This is a genomic window from Bacteroides sp. HPS0048 (assembly GCF_964240755.1).
Taxonomy (GTDB): Bacteria; Bacteroidota; Bacteroidia; order Bacteroidales; family Bacteroidaceae; genus Bacteroides; species Bacteroides nordii.
In genome coordinates this window covers 54,293-74,445 of sequence record NZ_CAXSVC010000028.1, presented here as the reverse complement: position 1 = coordinate 74,445, position 20,153 = coordinate 54,293, and the positions used below count along the sequence as shown (strand labels likewise).

General features: G+C 41.3%; 13 protein-coding genes. 8 read left to right on the top strand and 5 right to left on the bottom strand.

Going from position 1 to position 20,153, the window contains the following annotated elements; all coding sequences use genetic code 11:
• Window positions 1–221: 221 nt before the first annotated feature.
• Entirely contained in the window at window positions 222–5,096 is a 4,875-nt protein-coding gene (locus tag ACESQI_RS18480) for a RecQ family ATP-dependent DNA helicase (RefSeq protein ID WP_373126708.1), read from the bottom strand.
• 708 nt (window positions 5,097–5,804) lie between these two features.
• Here ACESQI_RS18480 and ACESQI_RS18475 point away from each other — a divergent pair.
• From ACESQI_RS18475 to ACESQI_RS18450, 6 genes are all read left to right on the top strand, one after another.
• On the top strand, window positions 5,805–7,067 hold the full coding sequence (locus tag ACESQI_RS18475; RefSeq protein ID WP_007484673.1) for a carboxypeptidase-like regulatory domain-containing protein: 1,263 nt from the start codon (window positions 5,805–5,807) through the stop codon (window positions 7,065–7,067).
• 46 nt (window positions 7,068–7,113) lie between these two features.
• Window positions 7,114–7,665 (top strand): RNA polymerase sigma-70 factor, encoded by a 552-nt coding sequence (locus tag ACESQI_RS18470; RefSeq protein WP_002561962.1) that lies wholly within the window; start codon window positions 7,114–7,116, stop codon window positions 7,663–7,665.
• On the top strand, window positions 7,662–8,519 hold the full coding sequence (locus ACESQI_RS18465) for a FecR family protein (RefSeq protein ID WP_373126706.1): 858 nt from the start codon (window positions 7,662–7,664) through the stop codon (window positions 8,517–8,519). The genes ACESQI_RS18470 and ACESQI_RS18465 overlap by 4 nt, the downstream gene beginning before the upstream one ends.
• Window positions 8,520–8,537: 18 nt before the next feature.
• A complete protein-coding gene (locus ACESQI_RS18460; RefSeq protein WP_281961984.1) occupies window positions 8,538–10,094 on the top strand; it encodes a carboxypeptidase-like regulatory domain-containing protein in 1,557 nt (518 codons plus the stop codon).
• A gap of 64 nt (window positions 10,095–10,158) precedes the next feature.
• On the top strand, window positions 10,159–10,554 hold the full coding sequence (locus tag ACESQI_RS18455) for a hypothetical protein (protein WP_007484679.1): 396 nt from the start codon (window positions 10,159–10,161) through the stop codon (window positions 10,552–10,554).
• Window positions 10,555–10,672: 118 nt separating this feature from the next.
• Window positions 10,673–10,849, top strand: coding sequence for a DUF4250 domain-containing protein (locus ACESQI_RS18450; RefSeq protein WP_002561958.1), 177 nt, complete (start codon window positions 10,673–10,675; stop codon window positions 10,847–10,849).
• A gap of 130 nt (window positions 10,850–10,979) precedes the next feature.
• Here ACESQI_RS18450 and ACESQI_RS18445 read toward each other — a convergent pair whose 3' ends face one another.
• Window positions 10,980–12,011: an aldo/keto reductase gene (locus tag ACESQI_RS18445; RefSeq protein ID WP_320997126.1), complete on the bottom strand. Its 1,032-nt coding sequence runs from the start codon at window positions 12,009–12,011 to the stop codon at window positions 10,980–10,982.
• Window positions 12,012–12,284: 273 nt separating this feature from the next.
• On the opposite strand from ACESQI_RS18445, the gene ACESQI_RS18440 reads away from it, so the two are divergent.
• Window positions 12,285–13,856 carry a ClC family H(+)/Cl(-) exchange transporter gene (locus ACESQI_RS18440; RefSeq protein ID WP_368106552.1) on the top strand — a complete coding sequence of 524 codons (1,572 nt, stop codon included), beginning with the start codon at window positions 12,285–12,287 and terminating at the stop codon, window positions 13,854–13,856.
• A gap of 124 nt (window positions 13,857–13,980) precedes the next feature.
• Window positions 13,981–14,664 (top strand): hypothetical protein, encoded by a 684-nt coding sequence (locus ACESQI_RS18435; protein WP_002561955.1) that lies wholly within the window; start codon window positions 13,981–13,983, stop codon window positions 14,662–14,664.
• Window positions 14,665–15,085: 421 nt separating this feature from the next.
• Here ACESQI_RS18435 and nfo read toward each other — a convergent pair whose 3' ends face one another.
• The 3 genes from nfo to ACESQI_RS18420 form a co-directional block, all read right to left on the bottom strand.
• Window positions 15,086–15,928 (bottom strand): deoxyribonuclease IV, encoded by an 843-nt coding sequence (nfo, locus tag ACESQI_RS18430; RefSeq protein ID WP_025867731.1) that lies wholly within the window; start codon window positions 15,926–15,928, stop codon window positions 15,086–15,088.
• Between the two features lie 207 nt (window positions 15,929–16,135).
• Window positions 16,136–18,778, bottom strand: coding sequence for a DUF4962 domain-containing protein (locus ACESQI_RS18425; RefSeq protein ID WP_373126713.1), 2,643 nt, complete (start codon window positions 18,776–18,778; stop codon window positions 16,136–16,138).
• 86 nt (window positions 18,779–18,864) lie between these two features.
• Window positions 18,865–20,127 carry a sugar MFS transporter gene (locus tag ACESQI_RS18420; protein WP_182416618.1) on the bottom strand — a complete coding sequence of 421 codons (1,263 nt, stop codon included), beginning with the start codon at window positions 20,125–20,127 and terminating at the stop codon, window positions 18,865–18,867.
• Window positions 20,128–20,153 lie beyond the last annotated feature (26 nt).

The window sequence follows — 20,153 nt, the reverse complement described above, 5'->3', positions numbered from 1 at the left end:
GCTTAAAGATACAAAAAAGGCAACTAACTCGCAATGAATTAGTTGCCTTAATTTTTATTATTTTGGGAATATCCCTAAATAGTTTATGAGTAAACTAAGTAAATCTTTTTTAAGACTCTGTTACTTTTCATTTTGATGTTTTAATAAGATTAACACTTTTTCTAATTCCTTAGGGTACAATTTACTTTGTTAGCTACTTCTTTCACAGGCATTATCTTGACTTACATAGAAAGCACCAAATCTGCTAAAAGAACAGCCGTTTCCGGTTCATTCTTTTGTGCATCTTTAGGTTTCCATGCCACAACGAACCGTACAGATGCGGATTTTACCTTGTAACCTCTTTGTTTCCATTCGGATAACGTACCCTGCATTCTTGATGATAATTTTGCTATAGGTTTATCAGTTGATGAACTATACAAGAAGAAATCATTGTAAATTAAAGAATCTCCTCCTCTTAGTGCTAAAACCTCTTGTTTCCGTTCTTTGAAGAATCCCAAATTGACATCTTTGTGAGAGAGCTGTAGTATAATTTCTTCAGGCATATCATATTGTTGTTGGTCAATGAGATATAAGTTTGCACTTAAATGATTGAAGCAATCGCCATTTGTATGTATGAATAGTCTGTTTTTTGCACGAGTTATTCCTACGTAATATCTACGCATCAGATGGGCATCCTTTACATAGTTGTCGGATATGAGCATATATACATCATCAAACTCCCTGCCTTTAGTTTTGTGGATGGTTGATACTACGACATCGGTGCCTGATGTGTCGCAAAAGTCTTCCACTGACGACTCAAATACAAATTCCTTGAAGTCACTGAAATATTTTGTTTTGTTGGTTTGTTCAAACTGTTCCACACACCGCTTCACATACGTCAAACTTAGACTTCTGTCATAAATAGAAAAGGTTGCATGCTTGGCTTCTTCCCATAGTTCTTCTGTGATTAGCGGTGTTTTTATCTGTTTGTCTATATACCTCAGGAAGTATCTCATTTCCGCCATGTTCCAAAAACGTAAACCGTCCATTGATTGTACCAGTTTACTGTTTATACCATGCTTTCGCAGGAGGGCTATCAAGATGACGGCTTCTTCGTTTGTTTGGGTGAGTACACACGAAGTGCCTTTGTCCTTGTGTTGAAGTAAGTTTTCCACAAGCGGCTGATACATATATGTTGAATGATGACGTATTACTTCCACCCAACCTTTCTCTTTTCTCATAGAGATGATAGGTGTACTTTTTATCCTTTTATTAATAGTTTTCAAGAATCCGTTGGCAAAATCCACTGGCTGGCGCGCGCTGCGGTAATTCTCAGTCATTTCGACAAATGTACTTCCGCTTTCTTGCGCCAACCGGTACATATAGTCGGAATCGGAACCGCGGAATTCATAGATGTTCTGGTCATCGTCTCCCACTGCTATCACACGCATTTCCTCATTATCAGTCATTAAAGCCTTTACAAGCGCATGCTCTTCGGCTCCCATATCCTGAGCCTCATCTATGACCAGCACCGTCTTGCCGATTTTATTTGGTTCTACTTCTCCTTGGTTGATCATCTCAGCTGCCTTTGCAACGACATTTTTTGCATCCTCAAGATTTCCTATCCGTCCCAGAAGATCGAAGCAATAGGAGTGGAATGTTTTTATTTCGACAAAATGGGCAGCGTTACCTATCAATTCCATGAGTCTTTGTTTGAATTCTGTTGCGGCTACTCTTGAAAATGTCAGCATCAGGAGCTGTTCGTGTTTCACGTCTTCAAGTAGCAGAAGTGAGGCCAGTTTGTGAATCAATACTCGTGTTTTTCCACTACCTGGACCAGCTCCGACCACAATGCAACGTGAATCCTTATCGGAGATAATTTCCATTTGCCGTTTGGACAATTGCCCAAATAACTGCTTGTACTTCTGTGGCGTCAAGTTACGTTGTATCTCGCTAATTCTGTCGCCTTTGAAATATTTTGTGACAAACTTCCTATAATCCATTTGGAAATAGTCTTGAACATATTGCAGTGCTGCATGATAATCTTTCACCATCAAATTGGCATATTCGCCCACAATATGCACTTGTTGGATTTTCAGTTTGTAGAATTCATTTAGCATCCGGTAGTCGTCTTGCTTGTATCTCGACTTGTTATCCTTTATTCTTTGGATATTCATGGCATTATAAAGTACCAAGAAGCCGCCTTCAAGTTTTAGCGCACCGATTTTCGACAAGTATAGAAGTGCTTCTTCCACGTCTTCTAACTGAATGTCGTCAAGTCCGCCGAAAAGGGATTGAGGACTTGATTTTATTCGGTTTAGAAGTTCTACTACAGAGAACTGGATAGCTTTGCCGGGTGTGTTTTCCTTTTCTGCATCTGAGGCCAACTTGTATAACCATTCCACGGTAAAACGACTTATTTCCAATCGTTTTTCGAAGCGTCTGATGGTAGATTCCAAGTCTGCTTGACGGCTTATCTCCATATTACGGACCGCATCTTCTTTCTTACGTGTATATCCTTTTACGGTAAGGAAATAGAGCAGAGTTCGGATGTCTTTTTCTTTGGATGTATTGATTCCGTCGTTTACGGCGTTCTCATTCAGTTGCTTACATGAAATTCGCAAAGAGCCGTCGGGAATATGGTTAAGGATATATTGTTCAAGTTTTGCAAAGCGTTCGAGGAGTATTTGCGACTTTCGTTCCGAATCACCTATATCCTGCAAATAGGCAGATATATCTTTGCTGTCTGCCAATATGCCTTCCTGTCGCATGCGTTCCACTACGGATATAACTTCTCTTTTGCTTAGTCCCAAGATATCTGCCAGATAGTCGATCCGTGATTCTGCTTCTGAATCCTGGGCCTTAGCGATGTGTTTTTGGGATATCAGTGATTTGATGATGCGGATTGCCTTTTCTATTTCATCGCTCCCAAAGAGTACTGACGCTGAAATGCGTTCTCTTGCTTCGTCCATGTTTTTCACCGTGATTCCTGTGGCATATACATGAGGTACATTGTTTCCTCTTACCAAGTATCCGCTTTGTTCCAAAGCCGCTAGTGCTGTTCGTACACGAGTTTCAATGTCAGATACCGAATCGTCCCATCCTGCTTGCCGGGCAATTTCCAATGCAGAACAGTTGACTTTCATGCGCTGTCTGGTAAGGTTTTTGACAACTTTCCATACTTGTTGTATTTCACTGATACTTAGTTTCGTTTGGTTTAGTAATATAAAATGTTTGTCCAAATCATTGTCACTATAAAGCACATAGCAACGTGCACTGAGGCCGGGATCACGACCAGCTCTGCCTGCTTCTTGAACGTAGTTCTCCAGCGAATCGGAAATATCATAATGTACCACAAGACCGACATCTTTCTTATCGACCCCCATGCCAAATGCAGACGTAGCCACAATGATGTGCACCTGATCGTTCATGAAGGCATCCTGGTTGGCAATTTTTTCATCAGCTTCCATTTTACCATTGAAAGGTAGCGCCTTGTAACCGTCACGCGTCAATTTAACTGCTAGTTCTTTTGTTCGTTTGGTACGTGATACGTAAACAATTGTCGGGCAATCGGATTCCGCTACAAGTTCTCTCAGCTTTAAATATTTGTCATTGTCACTTTCTACATGTATGACGGAATAGTGCAGATTTGTTCTTGAGGCTGTTGATGCGAATAACTCTAAGTTCAAGTCCAAGGTTTGCTTGAAATAGTCGCAGATGTCTTGTATTACTTTCTGTTTTGCAGTAGCCGTAAAGCAGGATACGGGGATCGGGTTTTTGCATTTTTTCTTTTGCTGGTACTTTCGGATGAATTTACCAATGTAGAGATAGTCAACTCTAAAATCCTGCCCCCATGAAGAAAAGCAATGCGCTTCATCTATTACAAATCTTACAACGTGGCGTGCCACCAATATTTTCTCGATTGTTTTTGAACGAAGCATTTCCGGGGATATATACAACAGTGAGGCTTCTCCGTCTTGTACTCTTTGTATGGATAGTGCTCTTGTTATGGGGTCTAACATTCCATTTATGGTTACGGCATCCGTGATACCTCTGTCGGCAAGGTTATCTACCTGGTCTTTCATGAGAGACTGCAAAGGGGAGATGATAACCGTAAGCCCGTGCACGGAGTGTCCTGCCATGAGTGCCGACAATTGGAAGGTGAGTGATTTGCCGCCACCGGTAGGAAATATCGCCAGCAACGATTTGCCTTTCACCGCTGCTTGGGCTGCTCGTTCTTGCAGTGGCTCGCCTTCGTATGTTCGGAAACGTTCATATCCGAAAAATGCTTTTAGATTATAGAGTACATCCAATTGCGTATGGCAGTAGCCGCAACCTTCCTGGCAATTAGTGTGGCGCAGGAGTTTTACAATAAATTCTACTTCCGGATAATTGTAAAGTACCCATCCGGGAGTGATAGAACGATAGTCGGTGGTCTCAATCAGAGCCAGTGCGTATGCCAATCCGCATGGATATTGTTCGATGAGCATGTCGAGGTCGGCATGATGGCAAATCTTTCCAGTATAAAGTTCTTTTATAAGTTCAGGTATTCCTTCATGGATATACTTTGCACTTACCATGCTAAGAAATCCCTCAAATTCTTTCTTGTCCTTCAGTAACGATGCGAATAGTATACGCTTTTTCTCCGGCAATGAATTCCAGCGTGCTATTTCGTCCAGTAATAAGTCTTTTGCTTTTTTGCAATCGTTCACCGGATTATTCATCTGTTCACTAATCAGTTTGTCATCTTTCACAAGCCTATGGTAAGGGCGTTCCGGGAATAATAAAGGCGAGACATAAAGTGTATCAACTAAAATCCAGCGGCATGTTTTGTTCGTGAACAGATATTTGGCATCATGATGAATGATATTATGGCCACAGATGTAATCTATGTTGTTTAAGAAAATAAACAGTTTTTCTTTTGAAGTTTTATGGAATGTAGTGTCATCATGTTTGAGTGCTCCTATATCATGAATTTTATGATCTTTCAAGCCGACTTCAACATCTACTATAGCATAATTTGTGGCACTACATGGTACAGAGATCGTTTTATTACCAATGATATTGTTTCTATCCTCGGTTTTCTTGATTCCTATGAGCTTGCTCCATATTGACATATATTCAATATAATAAATAGTTTTATAATTTGAATTAGTTATGTATCTGCATCGTTTTCTTATTGTTGTTCGGGTATAACACCCCAATATCATTTACAAAGGTAAGGATAAAACCGAAAAATCAGTAAAAATTACCGTTCTCTTTTGATTTTTATGCGTTTACATCCCGTTGTTTAAGAATATCGTATTTTTATAAGCAAGAGTTGTTGTTGCTTATGGATGCTTATTTGGGGGCATTATATTTACAACACATGTACGGAAGTCGTTGATAAATATATCATGCAGACTTTGAGAAAGTCAAGTAAATTCGATCAGTAAACGATTAATATATTAAAAGAGAGAGCCGTAGGTCATTGACTTACGGCTCCTTTTTTTAGAGAATTTTTTAGGAGGAAGTATACTAACTAATAAAAAGTTGTACTTCTATTGACTACTATTTTAATTAATATTTTTCAACTTTGCAAAAGTGTACAATCATCTATTGCAAAAGTGTACAATGATCCATAGCAAGAGTGTACATTATTGAGGTATAAAAGTGTACATTCTTATATTGCTTGATTATCAGTGGTTTAATATGGGAATGTTGGCTAATTCCAGATATAACGCAAAAGAAGAAAAATTATTCATCGAATTTTAATAGGGTTTTCTACTTCTAAGCGATCTTATAAGTAGAAAGCAAGAATTATTCACCTTTAAAATCATACGAAGATGAAAAAGTTAGTTGGAGTTATAATGGGCTGGTTGATGTTTTTCTTACTATTGGATATTGCCCCTTTGCAGGCACGGGAAGAAGTGGATGGCTATTTCACGGTTACAGGGGTTGTAAGAAACAAGGATGATAGGAAAAAGCTGGAGAATGTGAATGTTTCTGTGCCCGGTACAAATATTGGGACGGTAACAAATTCAGATGGTCTATTCTCTCTTAAGATCAAAGATGCTGAAATAGTCCGGGGGCTGGAAGTATCTCATATCGGGTACCTCAATACTCAGATCTCTTTGAAAGAAAATAAGGACTTATCCACATTGACTGTGTGGATGATACCAGCACCTAATTTACTGAGTGAGATTGTGATTTTTGGTAATAATGCCCGTGGCATTGTAGAAGAAGCAATTAGAAAAATCCCGGTAAACTATTCTCCTAATGAGAATATGCTGACAACATTTTACAGAGAAACAGTACAAAAGAGGCGTCGTTACATCAGTGTGTCGGAGGCTGTTATAGATGTATATAAGACAGCTTATAATGACCGTGTACCTGTGAAAGATAAGGTGCAACTCCAGAAAGGGCGTCGTTTGCTGAGTCAGAAAAACAGTGACACATTGGCTGTGAAGGTAGTGGGAGGTCCCAGTTTGGCTATTTATCTGGATGTCGTGAAGAATCAGGATGCATTACTGAATATGGGAGATTTGGATTATTATGAGTTTCACATCGAAGAGCCTGTGAATTTTGATAACCGTATGCAATATGTAATCAGTTTTCGGCCTAAAGTTAGCCTGATGTATGCATTGTTTTATGGGAAACTGTATATTGATTTTGAGAAACTGGCATTTACCCGGGCAGAGTTTTCGCTGGATATGAAAAATAAAACGAAAGCCGTGGAAGCTATTTTACATAAGAAACCTTTGGGTTTACAGTTTAAGCCACAGGAAGTATCCTATCTGGTGACGTATAAAGAGCAGAATGGGAAGACGTATTTAAACTATATTTGGAATACCATCCGTTTCAAATGTGATTGGAAGAAGCGCCTCTTCTCTTCGGGATATACAGTTTATTCTGAGATGGTGGTAACAGACAGGCAGGAGGATAACTTTACAGCTATTTCTAATAAGACGGCTTTCAAAGAAAAGCAAGTGTTTTATGATTTAGTAGATGAATACTGGAACGAAGACTTCTGGAAAGAATACAATATCATTGAACCTACTGAGTCTTTGGAACACGCTGTGAACAAATTGAAAAAGCAATCTCGTTAGAGTTCAGATAGTTTTTTATATATTTGGTACCAATAATGATTCGGGTATGCTAAATGAACTGTTCATACTTGCTAAAATAAAAGAGGGTGATATAAAGGCATTCGAGGAAATTTTCCGATGCTATTATTCGCCCCTTTGCTGGTATGCTGCAGGTATAACAGGCGAAGTGGAAGCTGCCGAAGAGATAGTAGAAGAACTTTTCTACGTATTTTGGAAAGACCGGGAACATTTGCAGATATTTCAATCCATTAAAAGTTATCTGTACAGGGCAACACGCAATGAAGCGCTTCAATACTGCCAGCATAGAGAAGTCAGAGAACGGTATCGGGAGTACGTGCTGGCAGATAATGTTTCAGAACAGGTGTCTGATCCTCACCGGCAGTTGGAGTATGAGGAGTTGCAGGAGGTTATCCGCCATACACTTGATAAACTGCCGGGGCGCAGACTCAGGATATTTGAAATGCATCGTATGGAAGGAAAGAAATATGTAGAGATTGCTTCGTTTCTTTCATTGTCTGTCAAAACAGTGGAAGCAGAGATGACAAAAGCACTCCGGACTTTACGAAATGAAATAGATAATTATATTCTTACGAAATGACTGAAGTAAATAAAAATAAAGTGAGGACAGATGAGGCATGGAGGCACTTGTATACTCGTTTGAATAAAGACAGCCTGCTTGTAGAGGTGGGAGAGGAGGTGATCCGTCGCAGGCTTTTCTTAAAATGGGGAACTGTAGTTGCTGCTATGCTGACAGGAGTGGTTTGTCTGATGTCCGTTTGGTGGTTAATGCCGGGAAATGATACTAAAAATCTTAATCTGGTAATTCAGGAAAACAGAGAGAAGTCAACGTTGGTCACTACTCTTGAAGACGGCTCTATTGTTTATCTGGGGCAGGAGAGTGTCTTGCAGTATCCTGAACATTTTGCTACGGATAAGAGAGAGGTTAATTTGCATGGAGAAGCCTTTTTTGATGTGGCGAAGAAACATGAACAAACTTTCTTGATTGAAACCGAGAAGGTACAGATAGAAGTATTGGGGACAGCTTTTAATGTCCGTAGTAATGAAGAAGTTCCTTTTAGTTTGTCTGTGCGGCGTGGTAAGGTGAAGGTATCACTGAAACAGGGAGGTTACAGTGTTTTTGTGAATGCGGGCGAAACGGTTACATTACAATCACAGCAATTACAGTTAAGTGAGACTTCAAGAGGTGATGAGTCTGGTGTCTATACAAAGAATATACGTTTTAAGGATGAAAGCTTGGAAGATATCCTGCGGGTAGTGAATGCTGAAAATTCTGCGTTACAGATACAAACTGGTTCATTGGATTTGGGTAAACGCAAGCTGACTATTGAGTTTCTGGACAACTCACCCGATACGGTTGCCGAACTGATCTGTTGGGCGTTAAATTTGAAATATACTCGTGAAGGAGATAAACTGATTTTGTCTGAACGATGATTCTTAAAGTTTAAAAATATGAAACTATATCCTCTCTGTCTGCTTTTCTTCGGACTGCTTTTTATTGCTGCTGGTACAATAAGAGCAGATGGAGATGATGTTCTGGATCGTGTTATCAGTCTGCCTAAGATGAAAGGTACGGTGTATTTCTTGTTGGGTAAAGTCTCAGAACGTTCCGGATATCTTTTTGTTTATGATAGTAAGGTCGTGAACAATGATGTTGTGACAAAGACAAGAGAGAAAGACTGTACAATTCGGCAGGCTATTTATGAAATAACCGGTAACAGGAGATTGGTTTTAAAGGTGATTGGAGGACATATATTAATCCTGCCTCCTGTAGAAAAGAATAAGAATATAAAAAAAGAGAGTCAATTGTCCTTGCCAGCCTTTTCCACAATTACCGGTACTTTGTTGGATAAAGAAACCGGGGAACCAGTGGTCAATGCATCAGTGACAATTCAAGGTACTTCGATAGGTAATATTACAAATAAAGACGGTGAGTTCAGACTTCATTTACCCGACTCTCTGAGAGATGGGTTTCTCTCTTTTTCTCATTTGGGTTATGTGGCGCAAAATGTTGAAGCGGCTATGCTTACGGGGTGCGACAATATACTGAGTCTGGAGCCTAAAATCGTTCCCTTGCAGGAGGTTCTGATCCGGTTGGTAGAACCCAAAAAGTTGTTGAGGGAAATGCTAAAGCGGCGAGAGGAAAATTATTCATTGGTCCCAGTTCATCTGACAACATTTTACAGGGAAGGAGTTCAGTTAAAGAACAAGTTCCAGAACCTGACGGAAGCTGTATTCAAAGTTTATAAATCTCCTCTGGATGAATCCGGGGTATTGGATCAGGTGAAGTTGCTGAAGATGAGCAGGATGGACAATCGTGAAAGTACAGATAGCCTGATAGCTAAGATTAGGGCGGGTATTCAGGCTTGCCTGCAACTGGATATAATGAAAGATCTGCCGGATTTTCTATCTGTTGATGCAGATGATAATCCGTATACATATACTTCTGGTGGCATCACCTCTATAGATGACCGTTGTGTAAATGTGGTTTCTTTTGAGCAGAAGCAAGGGGGTAAAGAACCGCTTTATTGCGGGGAGTTATATATTGATTCGGAAAATGGGGCTTTACTACAGGCACGGATTGAAATGCAACCCCGGTATATAAAAAAAGCTACAAGGATTTTTGTTGTCCGGCAAGCTCCCAGTGTAAACCTGACAGCACAAAAGGTGGTATATACTATTTCGTATAAACCGTGGAGAGGCACTTACTATATTCACCATATCCGCGGCGATTTGTTTTTTAGGATGAAGAAAAAACGGGCACTGTTCAGTAATCCCACTTTGCATACATGGTTCGAAATGGTAACATGCAAGGTGGATAGGGATAATGTGGCCCGTTTTTCCCGTACTGAAAGGGTACCAATACATACAGTACTTGCAGATATTGATTTTAAATATGATGAAAGTTTCTGGGAAGAGTTTAATACGATCCCGTTAGAGGAAGAGTTGAGTAAGATAATAGAGAAGGTAACGTTAAAGATAGAAAAAACAGTTCATCAAGAGGAGTGAAGATAAGCAGGATATTTGTTATTTTGCAGTCCGAATGAAATATATTCAATGAATACGAAAAGATATGATTAAACAAGACTATCTGGTACGGATGATTCAGGAAATTATCTCTTTGATTGCAAATGCTATTCTGAATAAGAAGAAACTTCGCAAGCAAGAGTGGGTAGAGTATGATTGCCTGACCAGACAAATTTTAGGCTTTCCTGCCGAGCAGTTGATTGGTATGGATATGCAGGAGTTGATCGGACGGTATAAAGGCGATCCTGACGAAATGGGAAAAATAGAACTTGCTGCTATGAGTATGCTGAAATTATCAGAAGATATGTCTTCAGATCATGTCCTGCAAAAATCCAAACTCCGGCAGGACGGTCTCTGGTTGCTCAAGTATGTTCAGGAAGAAGGGAATACATTCTCTATTCAACGGACAAGCCTGATAAAACTCTTGGAAATAAACGGGTGAATAAAAAAACGGTATGCAGGAGTGGAAGCAAGTGTTATGCATAAAACTTTGTTGCATTTGCGTCTGTTAATCTTGAAAAACTATATCTTTGTGCCCCGGTTACAAAATCGTGTTTAATATGGAATTACCTAAAGACCCGATGATGCTGTTTAGTGTCATCAACATGAAGCTTCGTGATAACTATTCTTCGTTGGATGAATTGTGTGATGATCTGAATGTAGAGAAAGAGGACATTATTGATCAGCTCAAAAATGCAGGCTTTGAATATAGCCCGGAACATAATAAGTTCTGGTAATCTGTTGTTATAACGGAGCTGTTTAAATCTAAATTGTTTCACCAATCATTTTAGAATTAACTACTTAATAATCGGTGAAACAATTCATTGATCTTTATTTGTCTACTTACAGTATGTGTGGTAGGGCATATTAAAATATCAGTTGTGATTTTAATTCAGGGAACTGATTCTGATGCCAATATGGATATATTTTTGGCGTTTTACTTGCCTTATCCAATCGCTTTATTTGTTCTGCTGTCAGACTCCAGCCAATGGCTCCGAGGTTTAGTTTCAAATGTTCTTCTGTTCGTGCGCCAATCACAAGACTGCAGATAGTGGGGCGTTGCAATAGCCAGTTTAGTGCTACCTGTGCTACAGTTTTTCCTGTCTCTCCCGCAATATCTTCCAGAATATCAATAATATTGTAAAGAAGATCGTATGACATGATCTCATCACCTACCGGAGCACCGCCACGGGCTACTCTTCCATCTTCCGGAATCGGATTGTTACGACGATAACGTCCTCCCAAACGTCCTGCTGCTAACGGACTCCAGACAAATGTACCAACTTGCTGATCGACGCCAAGTGGCATCAGTTCCCATTCAAACTCACGGTTGAGCAAAGAGTAATACACCTGGTGGGCTACATAACGTGACCAACCGTATTTGTCGGAAACAGCCAGTGACTTCATTAACTGCCAGCCGGAGAAATTGGAGCATCCGATGTAGCGTACCTTTCCGCTTTGAACAAGATTGTCCAGTGCGCTAAGGGTCTCTTCCAACGGAGTAGCGCCATCAAAGCCGTGCATATAATAGATGTCGATATGGTCTGTTCCCAAACGTCGCAGACTGGCTTCACAGGCATTGATAATGTGAAAGCGGGAAGCTCCCATTTCATTCCGGTCTTCTCCCATTGGGAAAGTGGCTTTGGTGGAGATGAGAAGGCGGTTTCGCTTTCCGGAAATAGCTTTGCCAAGTATTTCTTCCGACAAACCACGAGAATAAATATCGGCTGTGTCAAAGAGATTTAGTCCGGCTTCCAGGCACATATCTACCATGCGGGTGGCTTCGGCAACACCTGTATTTCCCCAACCTTCAAAACCGTGAGTACCTCCAAAGGTTGCTGTTCCTAAGCTCAATGCCGGAACAAAAAGTCCTGAGCCGTTTAATTGTCTGTATTCCATAAATGTTTCTGATTTTTTTGAATAATAGTAAATGTATATATAACGATTATTGTTGTGATAAGGTTGCATCTTTTGCAACAAAAATTGAAAGAAACAGAGTAAAACCATCTTCAGACATAAGAATCTGTTTAAATTTTCCTTTTGTAAATTTAAACAGGTTCTTATTAAACAAGTATGTCAGGTAAACGCAAGATATAGATAAATAAATAATCTTTCGTTCACAAACATCTCTTGTTGTTTCATTGTTATACCCGGCAAATATCTTATTGGGGTATGTTCGAACACTGGAAAAGCTTGAAAGGAGTAAGGGGATGGCATGTCTGGAAATTAAAGCTGATTGATGCCAGATTGTACTTTGTCAGCATCTTTGTGGGATTGCTGACAGGGCTTATTGCCGTGCCTTATCATTATCTGTTACAATTCTTTTTCGATATCCGGCGCACATTCTTTGACGCTCATCCCCGTTGGTATTGGCATATTATGTTGTTCCTGGCATTATGGGGAATACTTATCTTTGTTTCCTGGTTAGTTCGTAAGATGCCACTCATCACCGGTGGTGGTATTCCGCAAACGAGAGGGGTTATCAATGGCCGCATCTCCTATAAACATCCTTTTATAGAAATGGTATCTAAGTTTGCGGGAGGAGTTCTTGCATTGACTGCGGGGTTATCTTTAGGGCGTGAAGGTCCCTCTGTACAGATTGGCTCTTACGTTGGTTGCCTTGTTTCCAAGTGGACACGGGTACTTGCCGGAGAGCGTAAACAACTTTTGGCTGCCGGAGCAGGTGCCGGATTGGCAGCTGCATTTTCGGCCCCTCTTGCTTCCTCATTGTTAGTAATTGAATCAATCGAACGCTTTGATGCACCGAAAACAGCTATTACTACGTTACTCGCCGGTGTGGTAGCCGGGGGTGTGGCAAGCTGGATATTTCCCATCAGTCCTTATCGTCTTATAGATGCTATCGAACCATTGCTTCCTTTTTTATCTCAGGTAAAACTATTCCTGTTACTTGCAGTGGTTATCTCTCTCTTTGGAAAATTCTATTCGGAATTGACGTTGTATTTCAAACAAGTCTATTCGCAGGTGAAACATCCTGTGTATATGAAGATGCTCTATCTGTTAGTGATTGCTTATGCTATTTCACTGTTGCAAGTGAATCTGACGGGAGGAGGTGAACAATTCCTATTAGAACAGGTCACCGATGGGAGTAGGCAGGTTATGTGGGTGTTGGCAATGATGATGGTTCATTTTGTATTTACGGCGCTTTCCATCTCTTCCGGATTGCCGGGAGGAAACTTTATCCCTACGTTGGTGACTGGTGGGTTATTCGGGCAGATTGTAGCTCTGATATTGGTACAAAGAGGGTTTATTGCCCAGGAGAATGTGAGTTATATTATGCTGATCAGTATGTCTGCTTTTCTTGTTGCTGTTATCCGGACTCCACTGACGGCTATTGTTCTGATAACAGAGATAACAGGACACTTTGAAGTTTTCTATCCCTCTGTGGTGGTAGGCGGACTGACGTATTATTTCACGGAGTTATTGCAAATAAAGCCTTTCAATGTCACTTTATACAATGATATGATAAATACCCCCGATTTTCAGCAGCAAAAGCGTTATACACTTTCGGTAGAGATCATGACCGGGTCTTATCTGGATGGTAAAGAGGTGAATGAGCTAAGATTACCCGAACATTGTATCATTATCAATGTACACCGTGACCGGAAAGACTTGACCCCGGCCGGTACCCGGCTTATTCCGGGAGATCAGGTACAAATAGAGATGGATGCACAAGACATCGAAAAGTTATACGAACCATTGGTAAGCATGGCAAATATCTATTAATAACGGATCGTATAGAGCATTTGTATGCTGATTTATGGAATATACCGGCACTTTTGACTGATAATTCTTTGAATTTCATTTCTTTTATCTATATTTGTAGCCATACTGAAATACAACTATAGAAATGAAAAAACACGATTTTCTTTTTTTCCTTTGCGTGCTTGTCTGCTTCCTCCCTTTCTTTTTGAGTGATGCGGTGTATGATGCCTATAAGCAGTTTAATGCTTCTCATGGTATGGTAATGAGCTTTATTAAGTTTGCTATTCTTTCCACTTTGGGCGAGGTGATTGGGCTTCGTATCAGTACCGGTTCTTATCATCGCCGTGGTTTTGGTATTTTGCCCCGTGCATTTGTTTGGGGATTGCTCGGATTGGGGATCAACATGGCTTTTGTTGTTTTCTCTAACGGAGTTCCAGCCTTTGCTTCTTATCTGGGAGTAGCGGATGCCGGTAGTATAATGTCCGGCCCTCTTTCAATCGATAAAGTATTACTGGCGTTGGCTATTTCTGTAACGATGAATACCATTTTCGGACCAGTATTTATGACCCTGCATAAGGTTACTGATACTCACATTCTTGCTACCGGAGGTACGATGAAGGGCTTCTTTACTCCCATTCCTATGGGGCAGATTTTGCAGAATCTTAATTGGAAAGTACAATGGGGCTTTGTTTTTAAGAAGACTATTCCGTTCTTTTGGTTTCCCGCCCATACCATAACTTTCCTTTTGCCGGGTGATGCACGTGTATTGTTTGCGGCTTTATTGGGAGTGGTACTTGGTATATTTCTGGCAATAGCAGCACGCAAGTAACAGATCGTTTTCTTTTATACCGGAGATTGTTTTTGTTTACAAATCGGTTTCCGGCAGCTTCTTTTTGTCAAGAGTCGATTTATTGATTCTTAACTAAAAAGGGCACTTTTCGTTGTAAAGCATCTGTTGCATTGCAACACAGTAGCATTTGCATCGCAACATGGTATGAAATGAATCGTAACATACCAGGTAATAAACCGTTTCATACCGAGGAAATTCATGTAAGTACCGAGGAAACCTTACTTAACAACCTTGCTCAGGAGTGCTTTGAACGAGGAGGACGAAAAAAAAGAGGAAAGTTACAACTTCCCTCTTTTGCCTCAGTTTAATCTGAATATACTTTATCATTACTCTTACAAAGATACTACTTTACTTTATCAAAGTCAAGCTTTTTCCCTTTTATTTTAAGAAAACTATTTGTTTACTTGTTTTCCGATTGTTCCCGCAGCCAGGCTATCTCTTCGGGCCACAACGTTTCGTCTATTGTTTCGAGTATCAACGGCATATTGTCAAAGCGTGGATCGCGCATTAGCTTTTCAAAAAAAGCGAAACCGATCAGTCCTTTTCCGATGCTGTCGTGGCGGTCTACATGGCTGCCCAATTCTTTCTTAGAATCATTGAGGTGCATTCCACGGAGATAGCGGAATCCTACTACTTCTTCAAATTCGTTAAACACGGCATCATAATCTCCAAGGAAATCGTACCCTGCCGTGAACGTGTGGCAGGTATCCAGACAGACGCCAACCCGGCTTTTGTCCTCTACACGATCGATGATATATTTCAGATGCCAGAACTCATTTCCTAAGTTGCTGCCTTGTCCCGCAGTATTTTCAATAACCGCCGTTACTCCTTTCGTCTTTTCCAGCGTGATATTGATGCTTTCTGCAATGAGGTCAAGGCTGTCTTCTACTGAAATTTTATTCAAATGACTGCCCGGATGAAAGTTTAGCAGTTTCAATCCCAACTGTTCGCAACGTTGCATTTCGTCTAAAAAGGCGGCACGGCTTTTCTCCAGTGCATCTGGTTCGGGATGTCCCAGGTTGATAAGATAACTATCATGGGGAAGGATATACTCCGGTTTGAAGTTATACTTTTCGCAGTTCTCCTTAAAAAGGCGGATGTTTTCTTCGGTCAGAGGTTTGCTCACCCACTGGCGTTGATTCTTGGTGAAAAGTGCAAAGGCATTAGCACCTATTTCGTGTGCATTGACAGGGGCGTTTTCTACACCACCCGAGGCACTGACATGTGCTCCGATATATTTCATACTGTTTCTTTTTAGTTTATTACATTTACATGCAAAGATAACAATTATTATATCTGATGAAACGCAGATTAACGCAAATTTCTGCAGATTATAAAGACCGTTATTTTAGTCTTATACTTGTTCTGCTTTGCGGAAATTAGCGTTAATCTGCGTTTCAGCCTCATAATCACTTGTTGCACTTCCCTGTGCGGGAAGCACCGGGAAGTATTATATTTCGAAATCGGGCAGATAGTCTACCAGTTTCTTTTCGATTTTCTTTCCGTCTGTTTGTTCATTTATGAGTGTGGCACCTTCGTTTTTGGCAGCGTCATAAATCAGAGATGCTTTCTCTGTCTTGTTGCTTATGCTGATAGCGGCTTTACCTGTCGGGGTAAGGTTACATCGGATCATCCAGTCACCTACCAGCCAGGTGTTGCCTTTACGGGTCACTTTCATATCTGTCCGGTCTTTACCATGTGTATCGATGATAGTCAAAAAGCGAGCGGTAGTTGTTTGTGGTGTTGTAGCCGAGAAGTGCCAGTGATTGGGATACTTCACGGTCTTTCCATTTTTGTCCGTCACATTTTTCCAGTTGGTAGGCGGGCAGAAGAAAGTATCTGTTAAAGCCTCTTGTACAGGAGCAGAACAGAACAGATGAGCAACCGATACACCGTCAACCGCATTGCGTCCTGTAACGGTAATAGCATCAGGTGACTGACGTTTTACGTCCATTGGGAATGAGGTGGTATGCAACAGATAGCTCCAGGTTACAGGTTCTTTTCCTTCCAGCTCATCATAAATGACATAGACCCCTGTTTTACCCAGTTGGATAACGTGGCGGCGGAACATATTCAATTTATTCTCATCCCAACCATTCTCCGGAGTAAACTTTGTTCCGCTGAGGCGCGCACGCTCGAGCCAGAGAGGAGAGGTTACTTTACCATAGGCATTTGAAGCGTCGCCTACAAAATAAGAGAGTTTTTCTCCTTCATACCAACGCGGTATCCAGCCATAACCCTCTGTACCAATTTTCTGTCCCATACCGTTCACGAGGATAGAGTTGTGGGCACGGGTGTTACGGTAAGAATACATGCAATGATCGTCAGTGAAACCTGTACGGTGACCGCTGCTATAGAAAATCTCTTTACCACCGTAGAATGTATTGAATGCATTTTGATTGGCAAGTGCATGTGAGGTACTTCCGTAAGAACTACTGCGGAAGGAGAGCATGGCATTCTTCTCCGGTTCTCCCAGAGAAGTATTCATATTCCCTAATCCCGTTTCATTGAAAACGTGTGTCTGTGGCATATCATCGAGGGTACGTTTACCAATGGGGAAAACATCTTCAGCCGGGAAAGGCTTTTTAGTGATACAACGATACCAGGTAAGGTCGGCAGGTTTCGCTTCGAAAGAACTCTGGAAGATGTCCGGTTGACGTTCTTTTATAGATCGTACGTAAGCAGCCGCCCACGGATTATTACATTGGCGTGCCAATGCATCAGCGTAGCCTACACGTGCTCCGCTGGGAGTCTTTTGATTTTCGTGAGAATTTCCCTGTCCGGCAGCTTTAGAGAAAGGAGGTTGCTGATAGATAACGTACAATGCATTCTTGTTGTACCATGGATCAGCAAAGAAATCGAATCCGGTGACACGTGAGAAGAAAGCGGGTACTTCAATCAGTGTACGGATGTTCACGTGAAAATAGGAGTCTCCGTTATGCCATCCTCCGTCTGCATTAAGTCCCGGCAGGCGTGATACCCATTCGTTATAGCAATAATCTACCCAGGTAGAGGCTTCGGGGAGTTCGCCGTAAGTAGCAAATGCAGCCATTGTAAGGATACGGAAAGTCATTTGCCAAACGTGATTATCGGCAATACGGTTCTCAAGATGGTTGACGTATTCTTCGAAAAACTTGCTTCCATTCTCCCGGATACTACCCAGTAAAAGAGTTTTCTCAGTAGGGGTGAGCAGGTGGTAGAAGGCGTCGTAAGCCGAAGTGCTCATGGAGAGAATTGTACCGAGGTTAAAGTCACCGGCAAAATACTTACTGTCTTTCCAGGAGAGGATTTCGGTAAGACGCTTCATTGCTTCACGATAATATACTTCGTTTTTAGTCAGTAGATAAGCACGTATCATGCCTTCTATATTTTTCTCTTCACGATCTACAATCTTTCGGCTTTCGCGGATAAGGGCGGATTTGTATTGTACGATGTTTGTTAGTTTCACCACTGCGCTGGTATCAATTTCTTCTGCCAGGTGTTTCAGGGGGTGCATGATACATTTATCGGCTTTGTTGATGTAAGACTGCGCTTCCGGATTATTCTGATTTCGGGCGATGATGTCGTTCCATTCTTTAAAGTCGAGAAGAATACGAGGGTGTTCTGCAGGAAGTTTGGTTAGTAACTCTTGCAATGAAGGTGGATTGAAAGTACGCGTATTCTCATCTATATAGAAATGATAAACAGGCGACCACTCTTCTTTACCGTTCTTGTCTACATAAGCATGTTGCCAGTAATAAGTACCTTTCTCAAAGAGTTGGAATGGATTGAAGAAAGCCCAGTTACGTTCGGCGGTAATGACTCCTTGCCGGAAGTCTTTGTCGCGGGCGATACGTATGCGATAAGTTACGTGTGGTTTCTGCTCTTCACCTTCCACGCCATCGAGTACAGCGCCGAGGTGAGGGAATTTATCCGGCCACATGAAGCGTGGCGGGTTCATTGTAATGTGTTGTCCGTCGAGTGGGGAGGGAGTTTCGCGTACTTCATGCATAAGTGTAGATTGTGTCAGATGCATGATGCTGTTCTGCGCTCCTACTGAAGTAGAAGACAGGAGGGCGGCAAAGAGGAAATAGTAAGTGATTCGTTTCATGATTTAAAGACTAATTAATAATAATATGCCAATTACCATGCGGTGAGTAAACGTCGCGCAGCCAATTGGCACATTGGCATATTATCACATTATTTAAAAAGTTCTTTTAATTTCACCGTTTTATTGTTGATAAGCGGGTGTGCCCAGAAGCCTATAAAGGTTATATATCCCACGAATATCAGAATACTCAGCATACCTGTGCGCAGTGAAGTGGCATCTGCCAGTGTACTGACAATCATTGGACCACCTGCACCACCTGCAATCGCCGAACAAAGAATCCCGGCAAACGAACCGTGATGTTTCCGTGCTGAGTTTAAAGCTAAAGAGAAGATGATACTAAACATCATCGATATACTGAATCCGATAGCCGGGAAAGCAATCAGCGACATTTCACGCGTGCCAAATAGAGCGGTCAGTAACAATATCATAGTCAGGAATCCTGAGATTTGCAACAACCGTTTACTATCCATCAGTTTCAGCAGGAACATACCGACGATGCAACCTGCCGTCATCAGTCCCCAGAAATAACTGACGGCCTGTGCACCTTCTGTCTGTGGATTGACATCATGGTATTGCTCAAGGAAGGTGCTCATGAAGATGGAAGTTCCCTGCTCGGTACTTACATAGCAGAAGATGCCCAGGAAGAACAACCATACATACTTCTGTTTGAATAACTCTAAATAGGAACTGGTGGTACCGCTTTTTTCCTCTTCCTGTAGAGTGATTTTCGGGAAGCGTGAGATGCCGACTGCAATCAGCATAATCAGCAATAGTGCGGAAAAGACCCAATAGAGAGATACCCAGGGCATTTCTCTCGGAGTAACATCTGCCAGCAGATCGAGTAGGAAATTATGTCCGGCAACGTAGGTGTCAGCGTTCAGTTCCCGTATCAGATAGGTATAAACCAATGGACTGAGGAATGAAGCAATACCAAACATGAATTGTGCCAGTTCGGCAACAAAAGCATAGTTCTCTTCACCTCCTACAGTACGTTGCAATGGATTCAGTACTGTTTGTAACATCGCCATACCTAACCCGATAATAAAGGATGAGGCTAATAACATGGGATAGGTATGAAGACAAGCGAAAAGAATGGTACCAATAAACGGCATTAAAAAACCACAGAAAAGTACCGGTTTCTCTCCGTAACGGTCAATCAGCAATCCGGCAGGGATAGACATGATGGCATATGCCAGGAAAAAAGAAGTCGGAATGAATCCCGCCATTGCCAGGTCGCTCAGATTGAAGTTGTGGATGATATCCGGTATCAGCGGCCCCAGAATATTGGTAATAAAAGATATAGTGAACCAAAACGCCATAATGAGCGCCAGCATTCCAAAGTTTCTTTTCATAATAATAGTGTTTCAGATTTCTTTTG